Here is a 20,433-nt window from a genome sequence, read left to right on the forward strand (position 1 = left end):
CTTTAATTCATAACGTGAACCTTTTTATTCCATCCTTTTAATTCGTTTTGCACATAATCTAATTCAAGTAACTTTTCTTTAATTTGTTCAATTGTAAGGATTTGTGTATTATCCGAATTATACTCCTCTACAGTAGTAAGCTTTTGATCTCCTTCTGCAAAGTACTTATCGTAGTTAAGCTCTCTTTTATCGGAAGGAACTTTATAGAAACCAGGTAAATCTTCTGCTTTTACATATTCCTCTTTGGTAAGAAGTGTTTCATAACGTTTTTCTCCATGGCGAGTTCCAATAATTTTTATTTCATTATCCGCATTAAATAATTCTTTTACAGCTTGAGCAAGATCACCAATGGTACTTGCTGGAGATTTTTGAACCATAATATCTCCTGCTTCTGCATTTTGAAATGCAAATACTACTAATTCTACTGCTTCTGCTAAACTCATAAGAAATCTTGTCATATTAGGATCCGTTACTGTTAAAGGTTGTCCACTTTTAATTTGTTCAATAAATAATGGGATAACCGATCCACGCGAAGCCATCACATTACCATATCTGGTTCCACAAATAAGAGTTCTATCTGGATCAACAGTTTTAGATTTAGCAACAAATACCTTTTCCATCATAGCTTTTGATATTCCCATTGCATTAATTGGATAAGCAGCTTTATCTGTCGAAAGGCAAATTACCTTTTTTACTCCATAATCAATAGCGGCTGTTAAGACATTATCAGTTCCTAATATGTTAGTTTTCACCGCTTCTAAAGGAAAGAATTCACAAGATGGTACTTGCTTTAAGGCAGCAGCATGAAATACGTAATCAACTCCATGCATTGCATTTTTTACACTGGCTAAATCCCTTACATCACCAATATAAAACTTTAATTTATCATTTTTATATAATTTACGCATATCATCTTGCTTTTTTTCATCCCTTGAAAAAATTCGAATCTCTTTTATATCACTTTCTAAGAACCTTTCCATAACAGCATTTCCAAAAGAGCCTGTTCCACCAGTTATTAATAAAGTTTTATCTTTAAACATATTATTAAACCTCCAATATTTTTTTCATCATATTTACATATTGTTGAGTGCAAATCTCCTTGGTGTACTTTCCAAGGAAAACATTTCTACAATTTTTTCCCATCAAGTCGCGTTTACCTTTATCATCTTGCAGTTCTTTGATCGCACTCACTAATTTATTACTGTCTCCTACTTCAAAAGCATATCCTGCATTATTATATGTTAAATCTCTAGCTATATCTGATTCCAAACCCATTATGGCAATGACTGGTTTGCTAGCCATCATATAACTGTAAGTTTTGCTAGGTACAGCTAGTCCAGTTAAGCCATCCGCTAAGCTTACGATGAAACAATCGCTGATATTAAGTGCATCTTGGAAATCTTGCCCATGCAGAAAATCAAAGATGCTAACATAATTTAAATTCTCTGATTCTACAATATTTTTTAATGTCTTCATCTTATTTCCGTGTCCAGCAAAAACAAACTGAATTCTATTGTCACCTTTTAGTTCCCGTATAGCATCAGCAATAGTATCGAGATCTTGGCATATTCCTATATTGCCAAAATAAGAAACTATAAGATTCCCGTCTTTTATAATTGAACGGAACAGTGGATTCTTGGATGACTCCACTTTATTGGACACTCCCTTATCCTCATACCAATTAGGGATTACTTCAATTTGGTGTTCATACAACGATGATCTATGTTTAAGTAGGTAGACTTTCATTTCATTTGATAAAGCAACCACTTTATTTACATGCTTAAAAATACTTTTATTAACAATTTTCATCATTTTGCTTATGATGCTATTCTCTAAAATAGTGTTTGTAATATAGGCCATTTCAGGATACACATCATAACTAACAAATATTACCTTTGTATTAAAAAATTTATTAGCAAGCGCCGCAATTAACGGTAAAACTGGTGGATTTGAATAAACAATAATTGCTTTATATTTTCTTAGGTCCCAAAATCGTAAAGCAACTGAAAATGTAAATGAAAAATAGTTTATTAATCTACCTATGAAGTTTGTACGTTTAAGTTGAATATATTTTAATCTCTTTATTTCAATATTCTCATGAGTCTCTTTCAATGGTACTTCATCAAATTGATTGTACTCTTTGGGATATCCAGATATTGCCCCAACAGTAAATCCAGCTTTACTAAGTGCCGATGCAGTATCAAAAGGTAGTGTAGCAGATGAAACGTATTCAGGATAAAAGTACTGACATAAAAATAAAATATCTTTCCTTTTCTTCATTACATTTACTCCCTACCTTCAGTGCGTATAATTGACTCTTCGAATGAAACAACCTCATAGTTTATTTTTTCCATATTTATTTTAGTCCCAGAGCATTCTAAGATTCCTATATCATAAACAAATGTTCCAAATACTTTCCTTAAAGTACCTGACAGTTTAAGGCCTATTGCAATAGCCCAATTAAAAACCTTTGTTGTCTTGATTTCCTTACCCTGTACTTTTGCAATAAGCCTCACTAGTTCACTGGTATTCACATAATCGTTGTTTTGAGGGAATAATATCCCCCCAATCCTATTCTCTATTAATAATCTTATAAATTCTGATAAGTTATCAATATATATCATGCTACGTTTGTTTTCTATTTCAGGAAAAATGGGTAGCTTTATAGCCATATTTGCTAGTCTGGAATAGTTTCCAGGACAACCTTTCCCGTATACAATTGGTGGCCGGAGAATAGCTACATGAAAATCAGTAGAGTTAATCTCTAAAAGTAGCTGCTCTGCTTCATATTTTGACTGAGCATAAGGTGTTTTGGGTGCTGGAATAGTATCTGTAGTAATATATCCTGTCTCAGTACCATAAACCCCCATAGTACTTAAAAATATGAATTGCTTCACACCTTCCTTTTTGGCTTTCTTAGCCAGTTCTCCTGTTAGATCTCTATTTACCTTATAATACTTATCCGTATCGTTTTCTTTAACATGAACAATAGCAGCAGTATGAAAAATGACATCATAGTCAATAAATGATCTTTCCCTCCAACGATCATCTCTTACACTAATAGCATCTACAGAATACTTATCAGGATATTGTGAAACCCACTTTTGAAATGAGGTACCTATATAACTATTTATTCCTGTAATAAGTATCTTTTTCATCGTGAAACATTCTCCTCTTTAGTACTTGCTGCTTTTGTAGATCCTAAATTTATATCAACTAAACACTTATTGACATATTTATCTTCCCCAAATAATACAACACCAATAGTCCTAATAATAATCTTCAAATCAAGCCACAAGCTGTAATGCTCCACATAATAAACATCAAACTTATAACGTTCCTCTAAGGTAAGATAGATATTCCCGCTTACTTGAGCTAACCCTGTCATACCTGGATTCATATTAAGCCTTTTAGAAATTTCTCCAGTATAATCAGCTAGTGATGCTACTCGTTCGGGTCTTGGACCAACAAGGCTCATTTCACCTTTCAATACATTTAATACTTGAGGAATTTCATCTATTTTACTTCTTCTTAGAAACTTTCCAATGGCTGTGACACGGTCATCATCTTTCATTACTTCTTGGCCTTTAACCATTTTTTCTGAACCCGGTCTCATCGTTCGAAATTTATAGACTTTAAAGATTTTCTTATTTAACCCTGGTCTATTTTGTAAGAAAAACACCGGACCAGGAGATGTAACCTTGATAATAATTGCAATTAAAATCCATATCGGAAGAAATGGAATAAGTACTATTAATGAAACAACGATATCAAATAAACGTTTAATTGCTTTTTGAAATTTATTATCCTCCATGATTAACCCTCTATCACATAATCAATAGGAATCAAATACCCATCCCTAAGTTTAATTTCACCTTCATCTTTATTTGTCTTAGCAGACCATATTCTATATGTTTTATCGCCATTATTATAGAAGGCACCTGGATATGGATGTGTGACTGCTCGCACTAATTTATCAGCTTCATCCATAGTCATACCGACAACAATCTCGCCATCTTCTGGTTTTCTTCCCGGCCATTCAGTGGCTTCACCTTCATTTTGCTTCGCAAGTGTAATATTGTTATTAACGATATCATCCCAATACTTTGAAATTAGTGTAATGTGCATTTCATCAACTTTTTGATAAAGTTCTGTTGCTGTAGTGTTTTTATCCAGTTTAATAACACCTTGACCAATAATATCACCGGTATCTACGCCTTCATCCAACTTAAACATAGTTACACCAGTTTCTTCTAACCCTTTGATAATTGGCCATGGTATTGGAGCTCTACCTCTACCAATTGGCAATAAAGTAGGGTGCATACCAATACAACCATACGTCGGTATTTTAAGCACATCTTTCTTAGCAATCTGGGACCAACCAATAATGAACAACCAATCGATCTGGTATTCTTTTAAAGCATTTAGAACCTCTTGATCATTGATATTATCGATCTTCAAAAGTGGTGCATTATGTTCAATTGCAATATCATCTAAATAGATTCTTCCAGACTTATTCTTTGCTTTTTCATCTTTTAGTGTAATAAGTAAATCTAGATTCCCACCAATACGATATATTTCTTCAATGCAACTTAGCCCTAATTGAACACAAGTTGCAAATGCTATTTTCAACTTCACGCTATATCCTCCTCGCAAATTTTAAAACCCTCGTCTGAATACACTCTCAAAGGCTTCTGCATAGACCATTCCTGACTGTCCCCCACGATATGCAGCAAGACCTTTAATTACTTCCCTACTTCTGGGATGAGGATAATCTCGCATTACACCACGATACTGTGCCAGAGCTTCTAACTTTTTATCAACACTCACTTCCCCAACTTCAATAAATGTATTTGGGGAAAACTGATTCATTGCTTTATTTAATCCCCACTCAGTAGCCGATGGCACTTCCATAAAAAGTAGCTCTTTTAAAGGCGCTATATCATTTCTTCTTTGGAACAACCTTACTGCAGCTTGACAAGCAAGGGATGTATGCAGATGGTCATTATTCAAATCTGCAGGATGGTGAGTAAATATAACATCGGCTTTTGTCTCAACAATTGCACTCTCTATAAACTGAACAAGTTTTAAATGTTCTGCAGTATTAAATTGGATATTTGGAAAATCACCTTTAATTACTCTATCCACACCTAATATATTCATGGAGCTGTTCACATCTTCATTAAGCTCATTAGTAGTGGGACGATAATTTCTTGCATTCACTTCCCCTGATAAAATGCAGACATTTACTGAATGTCCTTCTCGTGCAAGCTTGTACATTGTAGCGCCTGCCCCTAATACCTCATCATCTGGATGAGCAACAACAACTAAATACGACATATAATTTAACCTCACTTATTTTTATTCTCAATTCTTGCAATCTGTAAATTATCCCTTAATTCGGCATTTAGTTGGTTAGGACTTAATTGGGACACACACTTATCCAACCAACTACTAACTCACTAAATTTAATCTAACAGACATATCTACCACGTAACATCTATTCAAACTGCCGAGCAAATACAAGCTAAATATTAAGCTTCTAGTGGTCTATAACCGAGTTCCTTCTTAATTAACTAGACCAAAATCATCGCTATAATAAAAAACCGGGAGGATATCAAATACCCCATTCAACATCCCCCCAAATTCTCACATACTACTCACAAGACTATCGTGTACCTCACCAAACTTCGTATTAGCAATCCCAACCAAAGTCTCCTTCAACTCAACAGGTCCCATACCCGGCAAACTCTCAATAACCGTATGAAGCTCCGCCTTCCCCATCGGCTCCGCCTTCCCAATGAAAATCTTCGGAAACACCTGCTTCTTTTGCACTTCATTTTCGTTAAGAAGCTCCTCATACATCTTCTCTCCAGGGCGCAATCCAGAAAAGGTGATCCCGATTTCTTCTATAGAATAACCCGAAAGGGTTATTAGGTTTCTCGCCAAATCAACAATCTTAACCGGTTCCCCCATATCCAGCACAAAAACCTCACCGCCTCGGGCAAGCGCCCCAGCCTGAATCACAAGGCGTGAAGCTTCCGGAATCGTCATAAAATATCGTGTAATTTCAGGATCCGTAACCGTCACAGGACCACCAGCCTGAATCTGCTTCTTAAACAGCGGAATCACACTTCCGCGGCTCCCAAGCACATTTCCAAATCTTACAGCCACAAACTTCGTCTTACTCTCCTTCGCTAAATTTTGCACAATCATCTCCGTAAACCTCTTCGTCGCCCCCATCACATTCGGAGGATTAACAGCCTTATCAGTAGAGATTAAAACAAAATTTTTAACACCGAAGGTGTCTGCCGCCTCAGCCACATTGCGCGTACCAAAGATATTATTCTTCACCGCTTCCATTGGATTATACTCCATCAACGGCACATGCTTATGCGCTGCCGCATGATACACCACATCCGGTCGGTACTGCGCCATTACATCAAATATTCTCTTTCGATCCTGCACATCCGCAATAATCGGAAAAATTTCAAACTCTTCACCGTACGTCCTTCTCAATTCTATATCAATCTGATAAATACTATTTTCCCCATGACCAAGAAGCAGTACTCTCTCAGGTGAAAACCGCGAAATCTGGCGGCAGATTTCCGAACCGATCGAACCGCCGGCACCAGTTACCAAAACCGTCTTTCCTGTCAGCTTATTCGAAATTGAGCTCATATCCAACTCAATCGGTTCACGGCCAAGCAAATCCTCCACCTCAACATCACGAATCTGATTAACCGATACCTTACCGGAAACAAGATCCTCTATTAAGGGAAGGATTTTTGTCTTTGCTTTTGTTTTCGCACATTGCTCATAAATCTTCTTTAACTCGCTTTTCGTTAAAGACGGAATCGCAATTACGATATTATCAATCGCCATACTTTCCACAAGTTCCGGGATGTCCTTGATCGCCCCTTTTACATACAAATTATAGATTTGCAGATTCCATTTATGAAAATCATCATCGACAAAGGCAACCGGGCATAGCTCGGCATCAGGGCTTTTCAACAGCTGCCTGGCAACCATTGTTCCTGCTGATCCTGCACCGACAATTAATGTTTTTTTCTTATTGGAGCCAGTAGAAATATAATGATCACGGAATACGCGCCACGAAAATCTAGAGCCGCCAATAAAGATTAAATGCATCATCCAAGTAATGGCTAAGACACGAAAATAGATATCCTGATCGACCACCAGCTGGACAACAGCTGTCGTCACAACAGAAAATGTTACCGCTTTGACAATGGCGATAAGCTCGCCGACACTGGCATACTCCCATGCTTTTTGATATAAGTGATAAATACTAGCAAAAAGATGATGACATACAAGCAGGGAAATTGAACTCAACCAAATCATCGGCATGTCAAAGACATTATTAAAGGGATGCAAAATATAATAGACTACAAAAATAGAAAACAATACAATTGCTGAATCTAATGCAACAAGCAGCTGCATTCTCCCTTTATATCCCATTACAGCTCCTCCTTTCGTTTTAGTTAGTGGGTTTAGGAAAAGACTTTAGCCTCGTGAGAGGCGGTGATTTTTAAAAGCCTTTTAGCCTCGAAGAGGCGATTACCTGTTCACCTAATTAATAGCTGCTAAATACTTTTTAGTTACTGGCTTTTAGTTGGTTGGTTAGGAAATAGGTAAAAAACATCTAACTACCAACTAATCCCTAATTACTAACTCCTTCTGCAGCATTTTTTCCATCAACTCAAGCAACGGTCCCCGGAGTTCCTCATTCTGTAAAGCAAATTCTAAGGTAGTCTGCAAGAAACCAAACTTCTCCCCAACATCATACCGACGTCCTGCAAAATCATAAGCAAACACGCGCTGAATCTGATTCAACCCCTGAATCGCATCCGTCAACTGAATTTCCCCACCGGCACCGGTCTGCTGTTTATCCAGAAACATAAAAATCTCCGGTGTCAGTATATAGCGGCCCATAATTGCCAGATTAGAAGGCGCCGTTCCAGGAGCAGGCTTCTCTACGAAATTGCTAACCTGATAACGTCTGCCATCAGCTGTTAACGGATCAATAATGCCATAACGGTGCGTCTCGTTATCTCCTACCTGCTGCACCCCGATGACAGAGGCACGTGTTTCATCATATTGATCGATTAATTGCTTCAAACAAGGTGTATCAGCTTGGACAATATCATCGCCAAGCAAGACAGCAAATGGCTCGTCCCCGATAAAATGACGCGCACACCAAACCGCATGTCCCAATCCCTTTGGATCCTTCTGGCGGATATAATGGATGTTGGCCAGATTAGAAGAATACTGAACCTCTTCTAACAAATCCAATTTTCCCTTTTCTCTTAAATTGTGTTCCAGCTCCGGTGCGTTATCAAAATGGTCCTCAATCGCACGCTTGCCTTTTCCTGTTACGATGATGATATCTTCAATCCCTGATGCAACTGCCTCTTCGACTATGTATTGAATCGTCGGTTTGTCGACAATCGGCAGCATTTCCTTCGGCATCGCCTTGGTAATCGGCAAGAAACGGGTACCTAGTCCGGCAGCCGGGATAATCGCCTTTCTTACTTTTTTCAATTATGTCCTCTCCAATCAAATAGGTTCTATGTGAATTTCAATAATAAATAATTAATGAAGGGACATAACTTCATGTACGTCCCTTCATTAACCATTTATGTTAATATTAAACAAATTTAACACGGTAATCTGTTAAAGTCTACACAGATAATTAATCAATATCGGGCATCTAACCCGTCCTCACATCGCGCTCCCGACAACTAGTGTCTAAGGCCCCATTAATGATGAATCCCACAGCGTAACCGAGTGTCCCCGTTGATAAAGGTAAGGAGACATCACCTTGTTTTAGTTGGTTTGTCGGTTAGCTATTGTTTGGTTAGGAAAATCCCTTAAGCCTCGAGAGAGGCGTTGGTTTCAAATAGCTTTTCAGCCTCGAAGAGGCGCAAGACCCAATCAACTATATAGTAACATTTATTGAGTCTAAATACCTAGTCAATTAGTACCAAATAACTATTTTATTTAATTTGACTTCATTTTTCTTAAGCAGCAACCGATATAAAACCGAGAAAAGGAAGCGTTTTATTTAAAAGATCCCAAGAAACTTTTTCTTTTGCACGCGGTTCGGAATCTCTTTATAAACCTTTTTCCCGCTTGCGAGCATCTCGGCATTTTCTTTCAAATAAAAGACGGTATCCATACCGTACGTTTTTTCGACGGAGGCAAAAGCTTCTGTCATTTTAAATGACCGGGTTGTGACATTATGAGCATCTGAGGCGATAAAATGCGTTAAATTCGCTTCAATCAATTGCCCGGTAAATTTCTTAATGTTTTTGCCGAACTGACCGGTTAAGCTGCCAGCGGTAATTTGCGTTAAGGCGCCATTTTTCACAAAGCGATAGAGCATGTCCGGATTTTGGATAATCTCCTGATTCCGCTCCGGATGAACGATAATCGGTATCAGCCCTTTCATCTGCATATCAAAAAGAACTCTCTCCGTATACCGCGGCACATGTCCGGATGGGAGTTCAATAAAGAAGTAGGATGTCTCTGCCAACGGTAATAGTTTTCCTGCATCATAGTCTTCAAGAAGTTCACCGTATATTCGCGTTTCCTGTCCTGGAAGTATTGTAAGTGGGATTTGTTCTTTTGCAAGCGTTTCATTCAGCTCGGCTGCGGCAGCAATGATCGCCGGCTTCTCGTTCGCATATTGTGAGTTGTAATGAGGAGTTGCGATGATGGTTCGTATTCCCTGCCTGACTGCTTCCTCTGCCATTTGTATCGAGTCCTCGATTGACTTTGCCCCATCATCGATCCCCGGCAGTATATGACAATGTATATCAATCATTCATTATACCTCCCTTTCAATCAACCTATTCTTCATTCTGTTTATCGTCATGAACATCCTTAGGAATTATCTATCGATAATGATAGATAAAGTTATTTTAATAAAACAAAAATATTATATCACGTTTTGCATTCCATTTATATCATATCATAATATTATTTCCCTATTAACTAGGAGGATAATGGAAGTTAACTAGAGATAACTACTTAATCTATCCGTCTTGTTCTCAAGAAAATGGATCTATTACGTTGAAATGATATTTTAGGAATACAATAATCGTTGAATTGTCAGATGATGGACACGCCGACTAAAATACTTAACAGGAATGCGTGTTTTATTATCAACGATAGATAGTTCAGAAAGAAGCACTCCCCCATCCCCTTTATGAGCCATCTATGAATCTCTGAATATTTGAATATATTATCCATTCATTTGCTAAGAAACTAAAGTAAACGGGCGTATTGCATATGTAAGATCGGGCATCAAACCCGGCCTCACATCACACCAGCGACAATTCATATCTAAGGGTCCTTCTTCAACAACCCCACAGCGCAACCGAGTGCCTCCGTTGATAAAGGTAAGGAGACATCACCTCAATATTTTCTCTAAAAGAGCTTGGTTGATTCCATATAGCGAACATCCTGCGCGAAAAAAATTATCATTGACGATAAATGATAGTTTGTCCGGCATCACTTAGCTGAAAATACCCTATCATTTTCTTTTCTTTATTCTGCTTGGGATTTCTCGATGTACTGTACTGCCCTTCACAAGCATTTGGGCATTTTCTGTATCGTCATCTACAGTACCGCTCCCCTATATTTTGCCTATGATCCCGATTGCATCTGCCATTTTACATCATTCATCCAGGGTCTTTGCTCCGTCTTTATGCCTTGAGGAATATGACAATAGATGTTCATCATTGGCGTCATCCCTTAGTAAAGACCATTCCATTTTTCCTAAATCTAGTTATAAATACCTGTTTGCCACTAGGACTTTTGTAGCAGAATATTCTAAATATTTAATAAAACAATTGCATTATATCATGTCTTGATTTGAAAATGTTTGATTTTCGACAAAATTTCATGAAAAATTTATAAATTTTTTTTACTTTGTTAGCGAAACGGCTTGCTCTTGTGTAAAATTTTGTAATTTAATGTAAACTTATGGAATAGGTTTCACCCATGAACAGCGGCAGAAGCTGATGATCATATGCTTTGTGTCATAAATAAAAAGTACCTTGTTTGTTTTAATTAGAGGCTTAATGGGGTCTGTGGTTACGGAATGCTGCCTATCATTCGGGAGACGTTTCCCGATTTTTCTAGATGGGATTGATTGTTTGCGTGGTTAGGAGATGTCAACTGGTGCTTATGATTTAATTTTATCTTGATGGAAAGATGGGGCATGGAGCCAGTTGTTTTTTTAAACGAAGGAATGGCAAAAACCCGATCGTGCGGGATCGGGTTTTTATAAATGGTCATCCTTCCCCCATCACAGCCAATATTGCGGATACTGTCTTTTCGGGAAAAGATTGTTATAAATCATCGAAATAAAGACAATCAAAAAGACGCCGATGACAATCGGGATCAGGACGCCCCAGCCAGTCTCAAAGTTGACCGCGACAAGGGCGCTGGCCGCTGCGGGCGGATGCATCGTTTTCGTAAAGGACATGATGATCAGGACGACGACTAAGGTGATCGTCAGGATAAAGAGGTCTTTGCCAAAGATACTCCAGATCGAAAGGCCGGCAATCGTGGAAAGGATATGACCGCCAATGATCTGCCGCGGCTGCGAGAGGGGACCTTTATGGGCGACGAAGACAAGGACGCAGCTTGCTCCTAACGGTCCCATGATCACTGAATATTGAAAGGCAAAGGCCAGGAGGCAAATAACGCCGACGGCCATAAACACACCGGCAGCTGAAATGAGCGAGTCGATGTAGTCGAAGCCTGTATTCATCCTCGATGCACCTTTCATTTTGTTGAAGTAAATCGATACGGCCTCAATCGGCTTATTTTTTTCTGTTCTCTCTGAAATATTCATCTTCCATTATTCCCTTTTGTTTACTTGGATTTTTATTTTTACATTATATACTATGAATATAGTGAATACTACCAGAAAAATTGAGAATTGTTAAATATTTTTTCTTTGGCGGTTTGGGTGCCTGAAAAACTAGTTTGTATGTTATTAGTTGGTTAGGAGAAGCCCTTAAGCCTTGCGGGAGGCAAAACCTAACCAACTAACCACTAACGACTAAGCAACTAATCGATGACTTTTTTCATCGCCAGTTCTTTCCATGCTTGTACTTTCCGGATTGATACTTTCTCCATTTCGGCGATATCGCGGTTCGACAGGCCATGGAAGAAGTGGAGCACGGCCCATTTTTTCTGCAGGTCGGTGAGATGGTGAAAGTGACTCAATAAATCTTCCATTTCGAGCAGCCTTGTTTCGCATTCGATCGTGTCCCAATAGAGTTCGTCCGGGTGGATACAAGCATCCTCCCATTTATTCTCCTTTTGCAGATGCTGCAGCATACGGCCTCTGATCATCATATAGGCATAGTGGGAGAACTCCCCTTTCGCTTCGTCGAATTTCTCGCTTGCTTCCCAGAGGGCAATCAGGCCAATTTGGTAAAATTCATCCTGATTTTTGTAAATATGCATTTTGTGAATGATTGAGTGAATCATGTTTGCATACTCGTTTGCTATTTGTTCAAAGTCCATCTTCGTGTCCTTCTGAACAGTGCACCGTTCGCGGTATTCCCGGGTACTTTTAGCTTATAGCGGATGGAGAATAGGGGCGAATTTTGAAAAACGCGTTTTGAGGTCGGGAAATGGCGTTTTCGGTGCGGAAAAGGACGTTTTGCGATCGGAAAATGATGTTTGGGGGACGGAAAATGGGAAATGAGCAGCAATTGCGTTGCGGGGGGATTTTTTAGAGGAATTGCGCCGAAGGTGCGGAGAAAGCCATTGGAGAAATAAATAGCAGATGTACAGTAACATAATAAATGATAAAATTATTTTTAGGTACTTGTAACATTAGAACTGTATTATTCTATCAAAGAGGTTATAGAAGATATGAATTATTTATTTTGGAATACAAATGAAAAACCAGTTAACGGGATACTTGAGCAAATAATTTTAGATAAGGAATGTGATATTATTTCTTTAGCTGAATATACAGATAATATCACACAACTTTTATCGAACCTAAAAAAAGCTGGGGTAATCTTGTATGAAGCTCCTAAAGTATCGTCAAGAATAAACGTATTATCAAAAATGAAACTAGGAAAACGCTCACTATTAACCGATTCCTCTTATTACACTGTTTTAGAGATACCACATCCTTCTCCCAACAGATTCCACATAGGATTGTAAAACATTAAATATTCTCTTTTTTTGACTGTTCTTTTTAACATAACAAGCCTTCAATTTCTGATCACCTACCCCTTTACTTTTCTATAACTTAGGAGGAATTAAGAATGAAAAACCTTTGGCCAACTTCATTTGATGAACAAGAAGCCCAATCACCGAAAGAGATTTTAGAACAGCAAGCTAAATTTTTACCTACAATTACTGAGGAAATGGTTTTTGCCGTGCTCGAGCAAATTGAGGAGAATCTATTCGATTCATATTTATATGGGCTTAAAGGAGACTTCTTTTATCAATTTTTACTTAAGAGTACATTTTTACCCAACTACCAATTTCGAGTAATGACATTGATTCATGATATAGCGATTTATCCTATTTACCTTAAATTAGAAGATGAGATAGGAAAAGAATTAAAATTAGAAAAAAGCGTTAAACTAAATGATGAGGAAGAATTCATTAATTTTATAGAGATATTATTTAATTCAGAAAGAATTAAGAAAGTAATAGGAGCAATGATTAAATTAGCAAAATCTTGATTCTTACATCTGGTTTTGGGTGCTTGTCACCCATGGTGTCCATATATAGAAGTAAATACAGTAGACCGTGGCAACAATAGCCCCGTTTCCGGGGCTATTGGGCTTGGGGTGCCTGAATAACTAGTGGTTTGTTGGTTAGCTATTAGTTGGTTAGGAAAAGCCCTTAAAGCCTCGAAGGGCAAAACCTAACCAACTAGCCACTCACCTACTATTAGCGATAACTTCTGAGTGTATTCCCCAAATTTTCTACTTCTTTTCCTAGTTCAGTGGTTTTTCGATGATTTTCTTCTAATTGGATTTGCATGGCGTCTAATTTTTGACTCGCTCGTTGCTGTTCGAAGCGGATTTCTTGATAAATTTTCATGCTTTCTTCATGGCGGACCTGCTTTTCATGCAGGTGTAAAGCTTCGCCTAACGTATCGGCCTGTCCGTAATATAAATAGTCGTACAAGCTTTGAAAGCTTGAAAGATTATGATAGCTAGAGGGCAAAAAGGCCGCCTTCTGTTTGATTTTATCGACAAAATCATTTTCTTTGGCCTCATATTTCTCTACTTCAATCTCGTATTTTTGAATATCCTTTTTCAATTCTTCTATGTAGGTACTATTTTTCAGAAAAAAAATGTTCTCGTCCGTCGCTTTTATCCTTTTGATCATCATATAAGCTTTGCCAAAAAGAAGGGTCAAGGGATAGACGAATACAAGACACATGATGAATTGCACAAAGAGGTTCTCAAATAAGATGATTGCGATGACGATAGAGAGACAAAGGGCTGACAACACAGGGAGCACACGAGCGTACTTTTGCTTTGGCTGCGTTTCGCTTTTTCTGATCGTTTCTTCCAGGTTTCTTTTCTCGTTGAATACCTCAGCGAATTTCCGATTGTTCGTCAATCTTTGTTCCTCGAGCCCAATCAATTCGTATAAACGATTCAATATTTCTTGCTTTAACATTCTCCTGCCGCTCCTTTCGTTTTATTTTTTAAAAAGATAGACCGAATCTATTATAATACACTTTCGAACAGTCTGAATATTGGATGAAACTACTGATTTTGCGGTGGGGGGAAGAGAGAAGGATGATCTGATTATTGATACCATATCTTTCCAGGATCGGTATTATTTTAAAAATCCCAATCTCTCCTTACCGCAAATGAGAAATTGGGATTTTTTAATCCCGTAGCTCCCTTTAATAGAAGAGTCTTATTTTCGAAGCAATGCTCATTCATCCGTTCAGTGATTCTCCGGCTTGTTGTTATTAAAACTAATTGTCGAGCAGTCGGATTCTGCGCCAGCCGCTGACATCGCATTGGCCATATTCATTATCACCCGCAGCAACCACCGTGCCGTCCGATTTAAGCCCAACGGTATGGGTACAACCAGCCGCGATCGCCACAATGTCACGCCAATCACTTACATTACATTGGCTATATTTATTATCACCCACAGCCGCCACCGTGCCGTCCGATTTAAGTCCGATTGTATGATTACTCCCCACTGCAATCGCCACCATATCGCGCCAGCTGCTTACATCGCATTGGCCATGTTTATTCAAACCCACAGCCGTCACAGTACGATCCGATTTAAGTCCGATTGTATGAAGATAACCCGCTGCGACCGCCACTATATCACGCCAGCCGCTTACATTGCATTGGTGATACCGATTATTCCCCACTGCCGTAACCGTTCCGTCCCATTTAAGTCCGATGGTATGCCAGTCACCCGCCGCGATCGCCATCATATCATGCCAGCCGCTTACATTGCCTTCACCTTCATGATTTCTGCCCGCCGCTGCCACCGCGCCATCCGATTTAAGTCCAACGGTATGACGCCAGCCTGCCGCAATCGCCACCATATCGCGCCAGCCGCTTACATCGCATTGGCCATGCTTATTCCAACCTACAGCCATCACAGTACGATCCGATTTAAGTCCGATTGTATGAGCATTACCCGTGTTCGCTGCCATATGAACATTACCCGCCGCGACCGCCACCATATCACGCCAGCCGCTTACATCACATTGGCCATATTCATTATCACCCACAGCCGTCACCATACCATCTGATTTAAGGCCAACGGTATGACGACGACCCGCCGCTATGGAATCTTTCGGCCACCGTTTCGTCTTTAACACCGCTTCTGTCGGTGAAATGTCATCCATGTTTGTTTTACCTCCTTGACTGTAAGCAGCCGCGCAGTTTCCTGACAAGTATATTTAAGATGACGATTGCTCGTCAAATGTATGGCTGCAGGAGAAGGGAATCCTAGCAAGCTTGAATACAGGAAACCGATTTAAACACAAATGGATGAAATGAATGTTGTGCTGCATTCCCTCTTAACGGGGTATCGCCGGTTTCGGGCAGATATCGACCGGTTTATTGATTATATCAGCCACTTTGAGCAATATATCAACCAGTTCGGACTAGATATCGACCGGTTAGCAAAAATTCGGAGTGGTGTCATAACCCGAGTGCGATAGCTGATATATCGTCAACTTTTTAAATATATCATCGACTTTGAGTGTTTTATCGTCGACTTTCAAGCAGATATCGTTTTTTTACATAGAAAAAGCCCGCTCCCTGCAGGATATCTGCATGGGTGGCGGGCTTTGAGCGTTAAAGATAGGAACTGGGGAAATTTAGGGAAACGCGAGAACCGTCCCTTTGTTTCACATCAAAAAAACCCCTTCAAATCGTGATTTGAAGAGATTACTTCATGTTGATTGTTCAATAATCATTTGTTGGAGAGGGCTATTTTGCCACGTACTGCATTGAAAAATGCATTGAAGTTAGCATGTGCTAAAGCCACAAACACATGCACCTACAATGATGAGCAAAATAAACAATACGACAATCAAGATAAATTCGTTTCCATAAGAAGGACAGCAGCCGTAACCATAGGCAGGAGCTGCACATCCATATCCATATCCACCTTCATAAGCAGGAGCTGTATAGGCAGGCATTGGAGCAACATTTAGAGGTGCATTTAATGGCGCATTTAGGGGTGCGTTTAAAGGTGCATTAACCCCCATAGTCAGTGGTGCATTAACGTTTGCATACATAATTTTCCCACACTTCCTTTCGAGTAAGGATTTCTATATATATTACTCTCGGAAGCGGGTTTGGAGCCCGTCTATAAAAAATTGGGTGAATGTCGGGGATTGCGAAATGACAAGAAACTACAATAATTCAGAAAGAATTAAGAATTAGCTAAGTCTTGATTTTTACTATTTGAAACAGGGAAACATCAGAACCTCCCCCTATTCCAAACACTTGTCCCAGCTACCACAAGTCCCCAATTCCGCTTAAAACTCCGCTCCCCTCAAAGTGAAGCCAAGCTTCACGGACCCTCTAAGCACCTGAAATCCCAAAACCTATCGACTGGGAAAAACAGGGGAAACACAAGAACTTTTCCCCTGTTTAGTCTCATAATTTTAAGCCTTCCTTCTAACACTAACAGGTGAAATGATCACTTGGAGGTATTTATCAATGAGCAGCAATCAACAGCAGAAGAAGCCTACTTTCCCCGCTCAGCATCAAAACAAGCAGCCGGGAGTCGAAACAGAAATGAATCCCCGTCCGGTATCGCAAAGCCCTGAATACAAGGCTGGCGGAAAATTGGCTGGCAAAAAGGCCATTATTACCGGTGGAGACAGCGGGATCGGCAAGGCTGCTGCTCTTCTTTTTGCCAAAGAAGGAGCCGATGTGGCCATTGTCTACTTAGACGAACATGATGATGCCGCGGAAACCAAAGGGCTGATTGAGGCGGAAGGCAGCAAATGCCTATTGTTTGCCGGTGATATCGGCCAGGAAGATTTTTGTAAAGAGATCATCCACAAAGTAATTGCAGAGTTCGGGAGCCTGGATATTCTCGTGAATAATGCCGCTGAGCAGCATCCGCAAAAGAGCCTGTCGAATATCACATCGGCACAGCTGGAGAAAACATTCCGGACCAATATTTTTTCCTATTTCTACATGTGCAAAATGGCCTTGCCTTTTTTAAAAAAAGGAGCTTCCATCATCAATACCGCTTCGATTACCGCCTACAAGGGCCATGAACAGCTGATTGACTATGCGGCAACAAAGGGGGCGATCGTTTCCTTTACCCGTTCGCTGGCATTATCCCTTGCCGCGCAAGGAATACGGGTCAATGCGGTGGCACCGGGGCCGATTTGGACTCCGCTGATTCCCTCCACTTTTACAGCCGATCAAGTCGCCACTTTCGGTTCGGATACACCAATGGGACGAGCAGGACAGCCTTATGAGCTGGCCCCTGCCTATGTTTATCTGGCCTCGGATGATTCTAGTTATGTCAGCGGGCAGACCATACATGTTAATGGCGGGGTCGTTGTGGGCGGATAAGTGCTGGCATGGTTTCGGGCGGGGGATATCGACCGGTTGGCGAAGATTCAGGGGGAGGTGGTGACCCGTGAGCGATGAAGAGAGAGTTTATCGTTGACTTTAGCTGACATATCGTCAACTTTTTAAATATATCATCGACTTTGAGTGTTTTATCGTCGACTTTCAACCATTTATCGTTTTTTGGCTCATTGCCTGGATTGATGACGCAAAAAAAGACCCGCTCCCTGCTGGATATGTATATGGGAGGCGGGCCTTATTGGGAAAAATTAGGGGGACACGAGAACCGCTTCCCCTGTTTCTACCTTTTATAATCTGTACTGCAAGTTACCAGCAAGTTAAATTTATGCTCTTCAGGTCTGTTCTAGCCAAATATCGTCCTTTCGGCAAGTTCAGTGCGTTGCTGTGACTTAAAAGCAATTATATGAATGTTTTGCTACATTCCCTCTTAACGGGGTATCGCCGATTCCGGGCGGGTATCGATCGGTTTTCTGATTATATCAGCCACTTTGAGCAATATATCGACCACTTTGACCTGGATATCGACCGGTTGGCGAAAATTCGGGGGGAGGTGGTGACCCGTGAGCGATGAAGAGAGAATTTATCGTCGACTTTCGCTGATATATCGTCAACTTTTTAAATATATCATCGACTTTGAGTGTTTTATCGTCGACTTTCAAGGAGATATCGTTTTTTGGCTCATTGCCTGGATTGATGACGCAAAAAAAGACCCGCTCCCTGCTGGATATGTATATGGGAGGCGGGCCTTATTGGGAAAAATTAGGGAAACGCGAGAACCGTCCCCTTGTTTCATTTTTCCAAAACGGATTCTAGTTTTCTTTCCATGAAGCGCAGCAGGTCTTCGCGGAGGTCTTCATGCTGCAGGGCGAATTCGATGGTGGTTTCGATGAAGCCGAGTTTTTCGCCGACATCGTAGCGCTGGCCGTCGAATTCGTAGGCGAAGACGCGCTGGATTTCGTTGAGTCTTTGGATCGCGTCGGTGAGCTGGATTTCGCCGCCAGCCCCGATTTCTTGTTTTTCCAGGAAGAGAAAGATTTCTGGCGTGAAGATGTAGCGACCGATGATCGCGAGATTGGACGGGGCGGTGCCGGGCCTTGGTTTTTCCACAAAATTGCGTACTTGAAAACAGTGGTCATAGCTTTCTATCGGGTCAATGATGCCGTAGCGGTGGGTTTCGCTGTCCGGCACGCGCTTGACTCCGATCACCGATGAGAGCGTTCGGTTGTATTCCTGAATCAATTGCCTGAGGCAAGGGGTTTCCGCCTGCACGATATCATCGCCCAATAACACGGCAAACGGCTCGTCGCCAATGAAGTTCCGCGCGCACCAGACGGCGTGGCCGAGTCCTTTCGGTTCTTTCTGGCGGATATAATGGATGTCGACCATATTGGCGATGTTGCGGACCTCTTCGAGCATGTCGTATTTTTCCTTGCTGATTAAGTTCTGTTCCAGCTCGACCGCGTGATCAAAATGGTCTTCAATCGACCGTTTCCCTTTGCCGGTTACAATGATAATGTCTTCGATGCCGGATTGGATCGCTTCTTCGACGATGTATTGGATTGTTGGTTTATCCACGATTGGCAGCATTTCTTTCGGCATGGCCTTAGTTGCCGGCAGGAACCGGGTGCCGAGTCCCGCTGCCGGAATAATCGCTTTACGGACTTTCTTCACCATGATCGCTCTCCTTGTCACCTTCTTATACTTGAGATCTGAATGCTCATCCCATCACTTAACGGGACAGATGCTAATGTCTGTTGCGGCGTTGTCTTATACTGCGGAATCGTGCATGAATCTATTGGTATTCTTATGACTGGGACATTGAGAATAGAACTATTCTTATGTAGGACTTGGAATTGGATGGGTGCGGGGCGGCAGGATGTCATGCGGGAACTGTGGATTCGGGTTGAGTTCCTTGGCCGAGATGGGTGTGATGGTTGATGAAGGACCTTTTTGGCTGGCTTTTGCGGCATTTTGTCCTTCATAGCTTTGATGAAGGACCTTTTTGGCTGGACTTTGCGGCTTTTTGCCCTTCATCGGCTGGATGAAGGACCTTTTTGGCTGGCTTTCCCGGCACCTTGTCCTTCATAGGCTTGATGAAGGACCTTTTTGGCTGGCTTTCCCGGCTTTTTGTCTTTCATAGCTTTCTTTGATGAGGACATTGCTGCTGGCTTTTTTGAGCTTTCCTTCCTTCAGCTCCCCTATAAATGTGGGATCCCGCCTTCTGCTGTCCCCGGAAACAAAAAAAGCCTTCCAGAGGAAGGTTACCAAAATACGCTTACGATTCATTATATGCGGGGCGGGAAAGGTT

At 40.6% G+C, this 20,433-nt stretch carries 19 protein-coding genes; 3 read left to right on the plus strand and 16 right to left on the minus strand.

The genetic code is table 11. The annotated features are described in order from the left end of the window. Nucleotides 1–2: 2 nt before the first annotated feature. The 12 genes from HNR53_RS20710 to HNR53_RS20765 all read right to left on the minus strand — a co-directional run bounded on the left by HNR53_RS20710 (nucleotide 3) and on the right by HNR53_RS20765 (nucleotide 12,567). Nucleotides 3–1,040, minus strand: coding sequence for a polysaccharide biosynthesis protein (locus HNR53_RS20710; RefSeq protein WP_184529681.1), 1,038 nt, complete (start codon nucleotides 1,038–1,040; stop codon nucleotides 3–5). A gap of 4 nt (nucleotides 1,041–1,044) precedes the next feature. Next, the gene (locus HNR53_RS20715; RefSeq protein ID WP_184529683.1) at nucleotides 1,045–2,280 is read right to left on the minus strand and encodes a glycosyltransferase family 4 protein; all 1,236 of its coding nucleotides are present in this window, start codon (nucleotides 2,278–2,280) and stop codon (nucleotides 1,045–1,047) included. Nucleotides 2,281–2,285: 5 nt separating this feature from the next. Continuing rightward, nucleotides 2,286–3,158, minus strand: a complete 873-nt coding sequence (locus HNR53_RS20720) for an NAD-dependent epimerase/dehydratase family protein (RefSeq protein WP_184529685.1) — start codon at nucleotides 3,156–3,158, stop codon at nucleotides 2,286–2,288. Next, nucleotides 3,155–3,814 (minus strand): sugar transferase, encoded by a 660-nt coding sequence (locus tag HNR53_RS20725; RefSeq protein ID WP_184529687.1) that lies wholly within the window; start codon nucleotides 3,812–3,814, stop codon nucleotides 3,155–3,157. Before HNR53_RS20725 ends, HNR53_RS20720 begins: the two co-directional genes overlap by 4 nt. Before the next feature lie 2 nt (nucleotides 3,815–3,816). Then, nucleotides 3,817–4,638: a formyltransferase family protein gene (locus HNR53_RS20730; protein WP_184529690.1), complete on the minus strand. Its 822-nt coding sequence runs from the start codon at nucleotides 4,636–4,638 to the stop codon at nucleotides 3,817–3,819. Nucleotides 4,639–4,659: 21 nt separating this feature from the next. After that, nucleotides 4,660–5,340 carry a PIG-L deacetylase family protein gene (locus HNR53_RS20735; protein ID WP_184529692.1) on the minus strand — a complete coding sequence of 227 codons (681 nt, stop codon included), beginning with the start codon at nucleotides 5,338–5,340 and terminating at the stop codon, nucleotides 4,660–4,662. A gap of 309 nt (nucleotides 5,341–5,649) precedes the next feature. Beyond that, nucleotides 5,650–7,479: a polysaccharide biosynthesis protein gene (locus tag HNR53_RS20740; protein WP_184529694.1), complete on the minus strand. Its 1,830-nt coding sequence runs from the start codon at nucleotides 7,477–7,479 to the stop codon at nucleotides 5,650–5,652. A 195-nt stretch (nucleotides 7,480–7,674) separates the two neighbouring features. Beyond that, a complete protein-coding gene (galU, locus tag HNR53_RS20745; protein WP_184529696.1) occupies nucleotides 7,675–8,562 on the minus strand; it encodes a UTP--glucose-1-phosphate uridylyltransferase GalU in 888 nt (295 codons plus the stop codon). Between the two features lie 523 nt (nucleotides 8,563–9,085). Further along, complete coding sequence (locus HNR53_RS20750; RefSeq protein WP_184529698.1) at nucleotides 9,086–9,847, minus strand: tyrosine-protein phosphatase; 762 nt, start codon at nucleotides 9,845–9,847, stop codon at nucleotides 9,086–9,088. 1,274 nt (nucleotides 9,848–11,121) lie between these two features. Beyond that, on the minus strand, nucleotides 11,122–11,325 hold the full coding sequence (locus HNR53_RS20755) for a hypothetical protein (RefSeq protein WP_184529700.1): 204 nt from the start codon (nucleotides 11,323–11,325) through the stop codon (nucleotides 11,122–11,124). 10 nt (nucleotides 11,326–11,335) lie between these two features. Beyond that, entirely contained in the window at nucleotides 11,336–11,887 is a 552-nt protein-coding gene (locus HNR53_RS20760; protein ID WP_184529701.1) for an HPP family protein, read from the minus strand. Between the two features lie 218 nt (nucleotides 11,888–12,105). Further along, nucleotides 12,106–12,567: a sigma-70 family RNA polymerase sigma factor gene (locus HNR53_RS20765; protein WP_184529702.1), complete on the minus strand. Its 462-nt coding sequence runs from the start codon at nucleotides 12,565–12,567 to the stop codon at nucleotides 12,106–12,108. Between the two features lie 354 nt (nucleotides 12,568–12,921). Here HNR53_RS20765 and HNR53_RS20770 point away from each other — a divergent pair, with 354 nt between their 5' ends. Continuing rightward, nucleotides 12,922–13,221 (plus strand): hypothetical protein, encoded by a 300-nt coding sequence (locus HNR53_RS20770; protein ID WP_184529703.1) that lies wholly within the window; start codon nucleotides 12,922–12,924, stop codon nucleotides 13,219–13,221. 104 nt (nucleotides 13,222–13,325) lie between these two features. Further along, nucleotides 13,326–13,751 carry a hypothetical protein gene (locus HNR53_RS20775; RefSeq protein WP_184529704.1) on the plus strand — a complete coding sequence of 142 codons (426 nt, stop codon included), beginning with the start codon at nucleotides 13,326–13,328 and terminating at the stop codon, nucleotides 13,749–13,751. 211 nt (nucleotides 13,752–13,962) lie between these two features. On the opposite strand, the gene HNR53_RS20780 is transcribed toward HNR53_RS20775, so the two are convergent. The 3 genes from HNR53_RS20780 to HNR53_RS20790 form a co-directional block, all read right to left on the minus strand. Continuing rightward, on the minus strand, nucleotides 13,963–14,703 hold the full coding sequence (locus HNR53_RS20780; RefSeq protein WP_184529705.1) for a hypothetical protein: 741 nt from the start codon (nucleotides 14,701–14,703) through the stop codon (nucleotides 13,963–13,965). Nucleotides 14,704–15,010: 307 nt separating this feature from the next. Further along, entirely contained in the window at nucleotides 15,011–15,907 is an 897-nt protein-coding gene (locus tag HNR53_RS20785; protein WP_184529706.1) for an RCC1 domain-containing protein, read from the minus strand. 627 nt (nucleotides 15,908–16,534) lie between these two features. Beyond that, nucleotides 16,535–16,708, minus strand: coding sequence for a YjcZ family sporulation protein (locus tag HNR53_RS20790; RefSeq protein WP_184529725.1), 174 nt, complete (start codon nucleotides 16,706–16,708; stop codon nucleotides 16,535–16,537). Between the two features lie 526 nt (nucleotides 16,709–17,234). On the opposite strand from HNR53_RS20790, the gene HNR53_RS20795 reads away from it, so the two are divergent. Then, nucleotides 17,235–18,107, plus strand: coding sequence for an SDR family oxidoreductase (locus HNR53_RS20795; RefSeq protein ID WP_184529707.1), 873 nt, complete (start codon nucleotides 17,235–17,237; stop codon nucleotides 18,105–18,107). A gap of 807 nt (nucleotides 18,108–18,914) precedes the next feature. On the opposite strand, the gene galU (HNR53_RS20800) is transcribed toward HNR53_RS20795, so the two are convergent. After that, nucleotides 18,915–19,796, minus strand: coding sequence for a UTP--glucose-1-phosphate uridylyltransferase GalU (gene galU, locus HNR53_RS20800; RefSeq protein ID WP_184529727.1), 882 nt, complete (start codon nucleotides 19,794–19,796; stop codon nucleotides 18,915–18,917). Nucleotides 19,797–20,433 lie beyond the last annotated feature (637 nt).

It is taken from the genome of Bacillus benzoevorans, assembly GCF_014207535.1.
Taxonomy (GTDB): Bacteria; Bacillota; Bacilli; order Bacillales; family Cytobacillaceae; genus Bacillus_BD; species Bacillus_BD benzoevorans.